The organism is Gottschalkia purinilytica (assembly GCF_001190785.1).
Classification (GTDB): Bacteria; Bacillota; Clostridia; order Tissierellales; family Gottschalkiaceae; genus Gottschalkia_A; species Gottschalkia_A purinilytica.
Window position 1 is genome coordinate 105583 of record NZ_LGSS01000002.1, and the last position, 12326, is coordinate 117908.

The 12326-nt window shown below is 28.5% G+C and carries 13 protein-coding genes; all 13 read right to left on the reverse strand.

Translation table 11 applies throughout. The annotated features are described in order from the left end of the window. Positions 1-331 precede the first annotated feature (331 nt). Complete coding sequence (hpf, locus tag CLPU_RS02275) at positions 332-859, reverse strand: ribosome hibernation-promoting factor, HPF/YfiA family (RefSeq protein WP_050354028.1); 528 nt, start codon at positions 857-859, stop codon at positions 332-334. Positions 860-1634: 775 nt separating this feature from the next. Next, positions 1635-2366, reverse strand: coding sequence for a Crp/Fnr family transcriptional regulator (locus CLPU_RS02280; RefSeq protein ID WP_050354029.1), 732 nt, complete (start codon positions 2364-2366; stop codon positions 1635-1637). A 394-nt stretch (positions 2367-2760) separates the two neighbouring features. Next, the gene (gene pflA, locus CLPU_RS02285) at positions 2761-3522 is read right to left on the reverse strand and encodes a pyruvate formate-lyase-activating protein (RefSeq protein ID WP_050354030.1); all 762 of its coding nucleotides are present in this window, start codon (positions 3520-3522) and stop codon (positions 2761-2763) included. A 12-nt stretch (positions 3523-3534) separates the two neighbouring features. Then, on the reverse strand, positions 3535-5778 hold the full coding sequence (gene pflB, locus CLPU_RS02290; protein WP_200898449.1) for a formate C-acetyltransferase: 2244 nt from the start codon (positions 5776-5778) through the stop codon (positions 3535-3537). Between the two features lie 249 nt (positions 5779-6027). Beyond that, complete coding sequence (locus CLPU_RS16975) at positions 6028-6165, reverse strand: rubredoxin-like domain-containing protein (RefSeq protein ID WP_115840396.1); 138 nt, start codon at positions 6163-6165, stop codon at positions 6028-6030. A gap of 297 nt (positions 6166-6462) precedes the next feature. Further along, complete coding sequence (locus CLPU_RS02295; RefSeq protein ID WP_050354031.1) at positions 6463-6831, reverse strand: coiled-coil domain-containing protein; 369 nt, start codon at positions 6829-6831, stop codon at positions 6463-6465. Positions 6832-7216: 385 nt separating this feature from the next. After that, complete coding sequence (locus tag CLPU_RS02300) at positions 7217-7645, reverse strand: flagellar protein FlgN (RefSeq protein WP_050354032.1); 429 nt, start codon at positions 7643-7645, stop codon at positions 7217-7219. After that, entirely contained in the window at positions 7645-8052 is a 408-nt protein-coding gene (fliS, locus tag CLPU_RS02305) for a flagellar export chaperone FliS (RefSeq protein WP_050354033.1), read from the reverse strand. The genes CLPU_RS02300 and fliS overlap by 1 nt, the downstream gene beginning before the upstream one ends. A gap of 28 nt (positions 8053-8080) precedes the next feature. Next, positions 8081-9847 (reverse strand): flagellar filament capping protein FliD, encoded by a 1767-nt coding sequence (gene fliD / locus CLPU_RS02310; protein ID WP_050354034.1) that lies wholly within the window; start codon positions 9845-9847, stop codon positions 8081-8083. A gap of 18 nt (positions 9848-9865) precedes the next feature. After that, a complete protein-coding gene (locus tag CLPU_RS02315; RefSeq protein WP_050354035.1) occupies positions 9866-10225 on the reverse strand; it encodes a flagellar protein FlaG in 360 nt (119 codons plus the stop codon). Between the two features lie 120 nt (positions 10226-10345). Then, positions 10346-10543 carry a YjfB family protein gene (locus CLPU_RS02320; protein WP_050354036.1) on the reverse strand — a complete coding sequence of 66 codons (198 nt, stop codon included), beginning with the start codon at positions 10541-10543 and terminating at the stop codon, positions 10346-10348. Between the two features lie 18 nt (positions 10544-10561). Then, entirely contained in the window at positions 10562-11158 is a 597-nt protein-coding gene (locus CLPU_RS02325; protein ID WP_050354037.1) for a hypothetical protein, read from the reverse strand. A gap of 39 nt (positions 11159-11197) precedes the next feature. After that, positions 11198-12310 carry a Gfo/Idh/MocA family protein gene (locus CLPU_RS02330; protein WP_050354038.1) on the reverse strand — a complete coding sequence of 371 codons (1113 nt, stop codon included), beginning with the start codon at positions 12308-12310 and terminating at the stop codon, positions 11198-11200. Positions 12311-12326: the final 16 nt, after the last annotated feature.

Here is a 12326-nt window from a genome sequence, read left to right on the forward strand (position 1 = left end):
ATCCGTTGCAAGATTTATTGATAAAATATAGATATCAAAATAGATTAAACCTAATTATAAAATCTAATTAAGATTATATCAAATATTGAATAACTATTTACTTAACTTATTTAATAAAGTAAAATTGTAAACAATAGAAAAATTTCTTGTAATTATTTAAAAATATTCTAAAATTAATTTTACATAATTTTCTTGGCGATTATTTTACAATTATTATTATATTTTATCATTAATGATAATTCCTTACAACCCTACGAAAATCCTTCAAAAAACAGTAAAAAAGCAGAGACTTCTCTGCCTTTTTATTATTATAAACAATTATAGATTCATTTTAGTATTCTGGTTCTATGAGACCATAGTCCCCATTTTTTCTTTTATAGATTACGTTAACATCACCTGTCTCTGCATTTCTAAATACAAAGAAACTATGTCTGAGTAACTCCATTTGAAGAATAGCTTCTTCTTCATCCATTGGTTTTATAGCAAATTTCTTAGTTCTAACAATCTTAGGGTCTTCATTCTTTTCATCAGGAAGAGATACAATATTTTCAAATCTAATAGTATCAATACCTTGACTCTTTTGAAGTTTAGTCTTATGTTTTCTTATTTGTCTTTCAAGTATATCTACAACATTGTCTATAGATGTATACATATCACTAGTTGTTTCTTCTGCCCTAAGTATAGCACCTGAAAAAGGAATTGTTACTTCTATTATTTGTCTATGCTTTTCAACACTTAATGTAGCATTTGCTGACACATCTTCGTGGAAGTATTTGTCAAGTCTACTCAATTTCTTTGTTGTCATATCCTTTAAAGCATTTGTAACTTCCATATTCTTTCCACTAACATTAATTTTCATAATATACAACTCCCTTCAGTTGTTTTAAGTAAGTATAAATATTTTGTTAAATTAATTATATTCTATATAATTTTAAAATTTCCTTTATTGTAAAATAAGAAAGTTTTATTATTGTATTATATAATGATACCCACTTAAAAAAGTTATCAACAAAAAAACGAAAGATTTTTTAAAATTAAACATTTGTTCATAATTATATATTTTTAATATTAATTTTCAGCAAATATAAATTAAATTGAAGTATTACAATTTTATAATTATTCTAATAATACATCAGTATATTACAAGTTTTTATCAATATATACCTATTAATCCATAGTTTATGACACTATGTTACACCATTAGCCTTATATGTTTTTATTAATATACAACCATGTGTATAAATATCATATTATTTTTTTATAACCTTATACATATTGACATGTGGAAAACATATACACCATTCTGTGGATAATGTTAATAGTTCTGTGGAAAACTGTTAATTAGTACAAGCTATTGTGTGGAAATTGTTGTGTATATGTAGTGGAAAAATATATTTTATATGTGGATTTCACTTTTTTTTATTAATGTCATATTCTTGATAATTATACTTATTCTTTTTATAGTATATAGAATATGAAGACACACAATATATAGATTATAAAATACAACTACTTTTCCACAGGAAATAATGATACATGATAGTAGCCTATCTTTAATATAAAATAAATAAAGTAAAATCCATAAACCCTCTAGTAAAAACTACTATAAGGTTTAGAATTTTACTTTATTATTTTTATTCCATAAGTTTTAAAGCAGATATATCTTTTATTAAAATTTTCTTGTTTCCTATTAACTCTATTAGTTCCATTTCCTCAAACATCTTAAGTTTTCTAATTATAGTTTCCCTAGCTATGCCAGCATAACTTCCCATTTCTTCTCTATTAATTGAAAGATTCAGAAGAATACCATCTTTTGTTTTTTCTCCAAAGTCCTTAACTAAATTAACTAATAAAGCAGCTACCTTAGCATCAGAATTATTGGTACTTAGACGCTCTACCAATCTCTCTACCCTAATAATTCTTTCATAAGCTTTTTCAAAAACTTTTAATGTTATATGAGGATTTTTCAAAATAATCTTATCAAATTCTTTTTTTTCTAAAGTACATATCTGAGTATTTTCAAGGGCCTGAGCAGAGAATTCAAACTTATCTTCTTTTAATAAATGGAATGCTCCTATAAAGTCTCCTTTTGATAAGATATACATTATTTGTTCTTTTCCATCAGCAGTATACTTATATATCTTAATTTTCCCTGAGCAGATAATAAAAAGCTTATTTCCTGTGTCTCCTTGATTGAAAATTTGTTCACCTTTTTTAAATTTTGTAGTAACTACACCCTTTGAAATTTCTGCTAACTCTTCTTTATTTAAACTAGAAAGTAATGGAATTTGACTTATACACAAATCATTTTCACAATTATCACATGAAATCCCAATATCACTATTACACCTAACTATAATTATCACCTACTTTTACTCTCTTCTACCTTTTAACTTCTCTTGATACATATTTATATAACTTATTACCCTGTGAATAGTATAACGCTATCATGAAGTGGATTAGTCTAACTTACAGCTTTAGCAATCTTAATATATTTAATACGTTATTCTAGCAAAAATATTTAAATATGCAAGTTAATCTATATATTTGCTTGTATATATTTTAATATTATATCATATAAGAGTATCTACAATGTATTATAGACTAAGTCAAAATATCTATATTATTTATATAACTTATAAAAACATTTTATAAAATAATATTTAATATTAATTAAAATTTAAGCTTATGATATTTCACAAGTGAAACTATAAAATAATCTTGTAAATAAGTATAACAGTTATGCAAAATACATAACTGTTATATAACAAGTGATACTTTCTTCGTTTTCTGTTTATCTATTATAGAAATAAGATATTTTTCAAGGGCTTTTGCGTGATTTTTATCCATTTCTGGTATGTCTTTAAGCTTGTACTCTATTCCCAATTTTTCGTATTTTTCTATCCCTAGTTTATGATAAGGTATTATTTCTACTTTAGCTACATTAGCTGGAATGCTTAGTATGAAGTTTGCTAATTTCTCCATAGATTCTCTTGTATCTGTAAAACCTGGAACTACAACGTGTCTAATCCACAAATTACCCTTATAATCTTTTAAGTGATCTATAAACTTCATATAATGATTCATATCTCTACCAGTTACAATTTGAAACATATCTTTATCAAAATGTTTTACATCTAATAATATATTATCTGTAACTTCAAATATTTCTTTTAAATTTTTTAAATTTCCATACCCACAAGTATCAATAGCAGTATTAATTCCTTGCTTTTTAAGCTCTCTTAATACTTCTAATAAGAAATCTGATTGTATTAATGGTTCCCCTCCAGAGAAGGTCACACCTCCTCCAGATTTCTTATAATATATTTCATATCTCTTAGCCATTTTTACTATTTCTTCACTTGTATAAAGCTTACTCTTATTATTTTTCATACATTGTGTGTCAGGATTATGGCAATAAAGACATTTCAAAGAGCAACCTTGCATAAACACAACGGTTCTTATTCCAGGTCCATCAACTAGACCCATTGTTTCTATAGAGTGAACTCTACCTTTTATCATAGTTATCACATCCTAAGCACTTCTATGGAACGTTCTATTAATTACCTCTATTTGTTGTTCCTTTGTTAATCTGTTAAAGTGAACAGCATATCCTGATACTCTTATTGTAAGTGTCGGATATTTTTCAGGGTTGCTCATTGCATCTTCAAGTATTGTACGGCTTAATACATTTACGTTAAGATGAAATGCCCCTTTTCCAAAATATCCATCCATTATAGCTACTAAGTTATTTATCTGTGTATCATATTCTTTTCCTAATGCTTCTGGAATAATAGAGAATGTATTAGATATCCCGTCTTGACATACTCCTCTATATGGTATTTTTGCCACAGAGTTAAGTGAAGCTAATGCACCGTTTTCGTCTCTTCCATGCATAGGGTTTGCCCCTGGTGCAAAAGGTTCTCCTTTCTTTCTTCCATCTGGAGTAGATCCTGTTTTCTTACCATATACCACATTTGAAGTTATTGTTAACACCGATAGAGTATGTTGAGAGTTTCTATAAGTTTTGTGTTTTTTAAGTTCAGTCATGAATCTCTCTACTAATTCTACAGCCATATCGTCTACTCTATCATCATCATTACCATATTTAGGGAAGTCTCCCTCTATTTCAAAATCAATAGCTATTCCATGTTCATTTCTAATTGGTTTTACTTTTGCATATTTTATAGCACTTAATGAGTCAGCTACTAAAGAAAGTCCAGCTATACCAAATGCCATAAATCTGTGAACATTTGTATCATGCAATGCCATTTCTCCAGCTTCATATGCATATTTATCATGCATATAGTGAATAGTATTCATCGTATTTACATAAAGCTCTGCTAAACGTTCAAGTACCTTATTGTAATTTTTCATTACTTTATCGTATTCAAGATATTCATCACTAATTTTATCTATTCCATTCATAACTAAGAACGGATTTCCTTGTTTATCAGCTTTTAATTCATCTACCCCACCATTTATAGCATATAATAATGCTTTAGCAAGATTTGCTCTTGCTCCAAAGAACTGCATTTGTTTACCTATCTGCATTGCAGATACGCAACAAGCTATACCGTAGTCATCTCCATATTCCGGTCTCATTAAATCATCATTCTCATATTGTATTGCACCAGTTTCACCAGACATTTTTGCACAATATTTTTTAAAGCTTTCTGGTAAATTCTCTGACCATAGAACTGTCATATTTGGTTCTGGTGCAGGACTTAAATTAGTAAGTGTATGAAGAAATCTAAAAGCGGTTTTAGTAACTAGTGTTCTTCCGTCTTCTCCCATTCCTCCAATAGCTTCAGTTACCCAGTTAGGATCTCCTGCAAATAAGTCATTATACTCTGGAGTTCTTAAATGTCTTACTAATCTTAATTTTATAACTAATTGATCTATAAGCTCTTGAGCTTGTTCTTCTGTTAGTACTCCTCTTGCAATATCTCTTTCAATATATATATCTAAGAATGTAGTATTTCTTCCTAGTGACATTGCTGCTCCATTACTTTCTTTTACAGCAGATAGATATCCAAAATAGAAGTATTGTACTGCTTCTTTAGCATTTGATGCTGGTTTTGAAATATCAAATCCATAAGATGCTACCATTTCTTTTATAGAGATTAAACCTCTTATTTGTTCTGAAACTTCTTCTCTACTTCTTAATAATTCATCATTTGCTTCTCCAACTAATTGATCTAAGTCTTTTATCTTTTCTTCTATTAGCTTATCAATTCCGTATAGTGCTATTCTTCTATAGTCTCCAATTATCCTACCCCTACCATAAGCATCTGGAAGACCAGTTAGAAGTCCTGCACTTCTTGCTGCTCTCATATCTTTTGTATAAGCATCAAATACCCCATCGTTATGTGTTTTTCTAAATTTCTTAAAATATTTTTCTACTTCCTTGTTCATTTCGTATCCGTATGCCTTTAATGAAGCATCTACCATTCTATATCCGCCAAATGGATTAACTATTCTTTTTAATGGTGCATCTGTTTGAAGCCCAACTATAACTTCATTTGCTTTATCGATATATCCAGGTGCAAAGTTATTTATACCTGATACTTCATTTACTTCTACATCTATTATTCCTTCTTTTATTTCCTTCTTTATTAATGCTTCAGATTTTTCCCATACAATAGATGTCTTGTCACTTGCTTCTGCTAAAAAGCTCTCATTTCCTGAATAAGGCTCATAGTTAGCTTGTATAAAATCTCTTACATTTATTTCTTCTTGCCATTTTCCAGGTTTAAATCCTTCCCAGTGTTTCATGATTACCATCTCCTTTTTTAGGATTTCTAACCCAAAGTTCTACCCCATCTATAATTAAATTTCAATTTAACTTAATGCTTACTACTCATAATTTTTTGGTTTTTGATTAGAAGTGTTATATTTTTTGGTTGCTGTATACATTATACTGTATCTACTTTTTAAAAGATGTGATTAGCGACACTATTTAAAAAGTATTTTCAAAAAATAAAAAAACCCTATTTTTAAAGCATAGGGTTTATAGGAAAAATTCTAATATCCTGGCACATCATTCTGATCTATAAGTTCAAATTCTTCCTTTGAAGCATAACATATTGGACAAACCATTGGTGGTTCCTTCTCATCAGGGTTAGTAGTATATCCACAAACTTTACATATCCAAACTTTCATTTTAATGTCCTCCTAGTTAGTTGTCTTATATTATATTTATACCCGCATTAACTATAGTTGAAACTGAACTAATAAATAAAAGTTATAGGATAGTGTAATCAAAACTGATTAATTATAAATCTATATAAACTGCATAGGAGTCAACAATGTGATTGAAAACTATACGACATAATAATAGTATATATTAGATATTTCAATATGAAGAAACATAATATTAATAAAGCTAAAAAATAAAAAATAATTGATAAAGTATACCGAATTAACTTTATGACATCTATTCATTATTTTTATTATATTCTAATTAGCAGACTTTAGTTTTGCTATATCATTCACATTCTCAACTGTTGCGATTTTAACTAATTTTAAGTCAACTTTAATTTCTGATACATCTTCTCTTAGAATTGCCACTTCTTCTGTTACCGCATCTAGCTTTTTATCTATTCTTTGAACATCTTCCTTTACATCTTGAACTTCACTTTTTAAAACTTGAACATCTCTTTTTACTCCTTGAACTTCATCATTCAAAACTTGAACATCTTTTTTTACGTCTTGAATATCTTTCTTTACGTTTTGAATATCTTCTTTCATGTCCAAAATTTCTTCCTTAATAGGATCTAACTTTTCATCTAAAAGATTTCCTATTGCTTTTAGTATTTCTGTATCCATGCAAGCACCTCCCACCTAACATAATTTAATTTTGCTATGTTCACTCAATTACTGCCTGTCGTTTCTATTACCGTACGTGAATTCTATATATTTATATTATAGCACTATTTTTTGAAAAATTACCCTTTTATTTAGATATATTAGCTTAAGTTAAAACTAACTGATTATAGAATGGCAAATAGATATTGAGTAAAAAAGTAAAAAAACCGTTATGAAGTTTTATCCAAAACGGTTTTTTATAAATAAAATTCTACTCTTTAGATTTTAATATAATTATGTCATTCTAATTTTTTAAAGTAATTCTTTTACTATGTTTTTCATAATTATCTTCAATCATCTTCTAGAGATATTCCCTTAATAATATAATTATTTTAACTCGACCATATCAATTTTTTTGATCTATAAAAAATGATCCCATGTTATTATAAAAGTCCATTCCATATCCCTTGGCCATTTTCTGACCTTGCTTAACCTCTTGTATCTTTGATTTTATATCATTCATTTTTTCTTCTAAAAGTTTTTTATTTTCATTATCCATATTCTTTAAAGTTGTAAGAGACAAACTAAGTTCCCTTAACTTATTTCCTAATAAATCATTATTATCTTGTTCCCTTGTTTCCTCTTTAAGAATAGCGTCTAACTTATCTACTTCATTAATTATATCTTGCCTTTGATTTGTATACACTTCTAATAATTCTATGTCCTCTTTTTTTATAGCTTTTTTTTGTTTATTAGTAATATCTATAATTTTATCTATATATTCTATTTTTTTGTCTAATAACTGTGCAGCTTCTTTTAATTCGTATTCATTCATTATATTCTCACCTGACTATTTTCTTGTACACTTTCTATTCTGTTTTTTTGCATGGCTTCTTTCCAGGTATCTCTTAAATCCTCAACTAAAGATATTACTTCATCTAGTATACTATAGTCTTTTTTCAAGTTGGCATCTATAAGTTTTTCTAATATATAAGTATATAAGCTTCTTAAGTTCTTTGATATTCCGTAATTCATATTTAGAGTTATATTAAGTTCGTTTATTATGTCTTGAGCTCTCATTATAGAGTTATGAGTTTCTTGTATGTTTTTTTCTTCCATATATAATTTAGCCATATTCATAAACTTTATGGCCCCATCATAAAGCATAAGCGTAAGTTGTTCTGGTGAAGCTGTTACTATTGAGTTTTGTTGATACTTTTGATATGGATTGCTAATAGCCATAAATCTCCATCCTTTCTGTTACGTCAAACTACATTTTTCCACCCATCTGTTGAGTAATCCATCCGGTTTGAGAACTCATTTTTTGCATAGCTTTCTCCATAGCCGTAAATTTAGCATAATATGAGTTTTCTTTTCTAAATAAAAGTACCTCTAAGTCTTCTATCTTTTTATTAAGTTTATTTACTTCATAGTCTAAAAAACTTACACTACCTTGTTTAGATAAGTTTTTTTCTCCAATAACAAAGTCTATAAGTATGTTAGACTTTACTTTTCTGAAAAGATCATCATTGCTTCCAGTTCCAGATCTATCAATTATGTCTTTCATTCCAAGTATTAGATTATCAAATATTCTAGTAACTATACCACTATTTGCCCTCTTTTTTGCTAAATCATCTTTAGATAAATCATCATCGTCTTTATTATATAAATCACTTTCTTTAAACAATACTTCTATAACAGCATCAGCATCTCTATCTATTGCTTTTCTTAATTTATCTTCATCAACTTTTAATTGTCCGCCTATTGATCCTGTAGAGTATTTATCTGTAGATATACCTATCTCAGTTAATAGCTTAAATACTCCACTATCTGTATTTATCTCCTTATAAAGATCTGATCTCATACTTGATAAAGTATTATTTATTGACATGTCGTTACGGAGTAATCCACCTTTAGCCATTTCTTCCCATAGTTCAATATCCTTTTCATTCATAGCCTTTTTTTCTTCACTAGTAAGAGGCTTATAGTTTCTATTAGTCTTTTCTCTTAAAAGCTTCCCTGCTTTTTCTATTAGTTTATTGTACTCTTCTACAAAATTCTTTACTTTTTCTACAATAGCTTCTGTATCTGTAGATACATTTACACTAAATGAACCTACGTCTTTTAGATTAACATTCAAACCATTTATCTCAAAACTATTTGATTCTTTCTCTATGTCATCTACTCCATTATAGCTTATTTTAGCATTAACTCCATTATATACATTACCTGTCGTTAAGTTAGCTTCTAATTTATCTCCATTGTTGTCATAACTCTTTACTTTTAAATTAAGATCATTTATAAACTTTTCTCCCGTTGATCCTGCAGATGCATCTATCTTTAACATTGCATTATTTTTACCTGTATTTGTAGTTTGTAGGAAAAACCTATCTATTCCTTTATCATAACTAGCTTTTACTCCTAAATCTGAAATTACATTACCTGATGCATCCTTTACACTAGCACTATTAATCTTATTTACTACATCACTTAAACTCAATTCATCTAAAGACTTGTTTATGTATACTGTATTTAACTCTCCTTTAAGAGCATTTTCTGTAGCCTCATCTAATTCTCCAAATACAAATTTTACTGGTCCATTTTTAGATTCTATTGTGAACTCTAGCTTATCATTTGCATTAAGGTTAAATTGACTAGCTACATTAGACTTATCTCCTTTTGATATATTACTGCTACTAGCTGCAGAAACACCATCAGCTAATCTGTCAACAGTTATATCATGTTTACCTATTACAGTTCCTAATGTACTACTTACAGTAGCTTTACTTTCGTCTGATGAAGTGGCTTTTTTATGCCAGTTCATACTACCTGATCTTCCATTCACATATCCAAAATCTTTTTTTGCATTTAATATAAAATTTGCAAAATCTTTATTAAGTGTATTATATATTTCTTGCTTCCACTTTAAAAGTTGCCTTTGCTGTTCTACCCTATCTACTTTTACTCTCTCAGCCTTCATAAGTTCTTTAATCATGCTATCTGTGTCCATACCAGATGCAAGTCCTGATATTCTCATATTTATCACCTCATGTTTTTATATTTTTTCATCTAATATTAACCCTGCTACTTCCCATAGCTTAGCTACTAGATCTAATATCTTTTGTGGTGGAACTTCTCTTATAACTTCATCTGTATGTACATCTATAACTTTAACCATAACTTCATTTGTTCCTTCATGTATAGAAAACTCAAGCCTTCTATCATATGTTAAAAACTCTTTATTTACTTTTTCAAATGCATCCATAAAATCTTTATCACTTAGAATATCTTTATCCAAAGTAGTATTGTCATATATGTTATTCTTTTTTATGCTACTTATACTGTCTGTTTTTTCCGTCCCATTCCCTTTTGTTGTATATATTCCTTGAGATAAATTTGTACCAGAAATATTCATTTCCCTACCCTCCTTTTCACGATACTTACAATTATAATATCGGCAATATTCAGGGTAATTTAAGTTATAAAAATAAAATATTTAAACAAATAAAAATCCTATTTTCATAGGATTTAATAATTATATATTTATGTCTATATTTCCACCTATATGAGGCGTTACCGATTGTTCCATCATTTTAGTATTTTGCTGTATCATTTGAGTTAGGTCTGTTGTTTGAATTTTCGCATTATCCATAGCCATTTTCATTACTGAAAGATTGGCTTGTTGCATAGCTTTCATTTGTCCAAGCGCTGTTGATAACATAGCTATATCCATTCATTATCTCTCCTTAGTTTAAGAAATTAGCTTTTCCAGCTTTTCTTTCATATTCTCAAATATCGTAACTATCTCATGAGACAATATGTCTCCTATAGATGTAACATCATTGCTTTCCATTAATATCTTAATTTTTGTTATTACTTCATTTAATGAGTATATCTCTTTAACATACTCATTCCATATTTCATAATCAGAAATTATATCATTTAAGTTTCCAACATCTTCAATACTTTTAAAGGATTCAACCATAAAGTTTACTCCTTCAAATAGTTGGCTTAACTTTGTCCAACTTTCTTCACTAGTTTCTCTATAAAACTCACTTGAGAGCTTATTTATTTCAGGTATAGCCCTACTTACATATTCGTTTATAGAAATTAGTATCTCTTTAACTAGTTCTTTCATAGTTCTTGTAGCTATCTTTATTTCTTCTATTTTTTTTATATTATCCTCTATGTATTCTTGATAATTGTATATAATCTCACCGTCTATTATCATATGTCCAAATTTATATTCTGTTCCTTTAGTTACATCTTCCACTATATTTGCTATTTGAATAAAAGCATTTCTATCATTGTTTATTTCAAACTCTTTATCTAATATGTATAGTCTCATGATTTCCCTCCAATTACTTATATAGTATATTACTATTTATCATTCGTACTTTATTTTCTTAAAGTTCAAAGTGCTTATATTGTTTATAGGGAATTTAATTGCTTTATTCTTATATTGGGATTCATATCCACACAGTATTATTTCCATAGCTTTTTTTCCTTCTTCTCCAGATACAAGTGGATCTCTATCTTCTTTTATAGCTTGTATAAAGTCTTTTATTAAAGGAGTATGTCCAAATCCATACACGTTCTCTATATTCTCACATTGGTCTTTTAATACTACTTCTTCTTTATTATCAGAAAACTTCCATGTTTCTATTTTATTTACTGCTAGCCCCCCTATTACTACTGTGCCTTTTTCTCCAAATATGCTAAGTGTTTCTTCCAAATTTGTAGGATAAACACATGCGCTTCCTTCCACTATTCCTATAGCCCCGTTTTTAAATCTTATAATTATGGCTCCAAAATCTTCTGCCTCTATACCTCTTAGAAAAGTTCCTGTTTGTGCATATACAGATTCTATTTCTCCTCCCATCATCCACTGTAGAAGATCTATATTATGAATACACTGATTCATAAGAGTTCCGCCGTCAAGTTCCCAAGTTCCACGCCAAGATGCTTGGTTATAATAGTCGTCATTTCTATTCCAAAGTATTCTAGCCGTTCCATTTATAAGCTTTCCAAATTCATCTTTTTCTATTGCTTTTCTTAACTTTTGAACAGGTGGATTAAACCTATTTTGATGACAAACTCCAAGTTTCACATTCATTTCTTTTGCTAACTTTATCATAGTTTCGGCATCTGTAGTTGACAATGCAATAGGTTTTTCTACGATCACATGTTTTTCTTTGTTTATACAATCTATAGTATGTCTGGCATGATATCCACTTTCAGTAGCTATAGTTACTATATCTATATCTTCTTCTCTAACTAGCATTTCTTTATAATCTGTATACTTACGTATACTAGTAACTTCATTTATACCGTTATTTCTTAAAGTGTCTATATATTTACTTATGGTATCATCCATCTTTTCAGCTACTATATCACATACAGCAACTAATTCTCCTTCTATATAGTTATTAGCTATTGCTTCCGCATGCTTTTTAGATATTCGTCCACATCCTAATATAGCAAACTTAAACTTACTCATTTGTCATTCTCCTTGG

Coding starts and splice junctions, on each gene's coding strand:
- hpf (WP_050354028.1), bottom strand. CDS start 859: ATGAAAATTAATGTTAGTGGAAAGAATATGGAAGTTACAAATGCTTTA.
- pflA (WP_050354030.1), bottom strand. CDS start 3,522: ATGATAAAAGGTAGAGTTCACTCTATAGAAACAATGGGTCTAGTTGAT.
- pflB (WP_200898449.1), bottom strand. CDS start 5,778: ATGAAACACTGGGAAGGATTTAAACCTGGAAAATGGCAAGAAGAAATA.
- CLPU_RS16975 (WP_115840396.1), bottom strand. CDS start 6,165: ATGAAAGTTTGGATATGTAAAGTTTGTGGATATACTACTAACCCTGAT.
- CLPU_RS02295 (WP_050354031.1), bottom strand. CDS start 6,831: ATGGATACAGAAATACTAAAAGCAATAGGAAATCTTTTAGATGAAAAG.
- CLPU_RS02300 (WP_050354032.1), bottom strand. CDS start 7,645: ATGAATGAATACGAATTAAAAGAAGCTGCACAGTTATTAGACAAAAAA.
- fliS (WP_050354033.1), bottom strand. CDS start 8,052: ATGGCTATTAGCAATCCATATCAAAAGTATCAACAAAACTCAATAGTA.
- fliD (WP_050354034.1), bottom strand. CDS start 9,847: ATGAGAATATCAGGACTTGCATCTGGTATGGACACAGATAGCATGATT.
- CLPU_RS02315 (WP_050354035.1), bottom strand. CDS start 10,225: ATGAATATTTCTGGTACAAATTTATCTCAAGGAATATATACAACAAAA.
- CLPU_RS02320 (WP_050354036.1), bottom strand. CDS start 10,543: ATGGATATAGCTATGTTATCAACAGCGCTTGGACAAATGAAAGCTATG.
- CLPU_RS02325 (WP_050354037.1), bottom strand. CDS start 11,158: ATGAGACTATACATATTAGATAAAGAGTTTGAAATAAACAATGATAGA.
- CLPU_RS02330 (WP_050354038.1), bottom strand. CDS start 12,310: ATGAGTAAGTTTAAGTTTGCTATATTAGGATGTGGACGAATATCTAAA.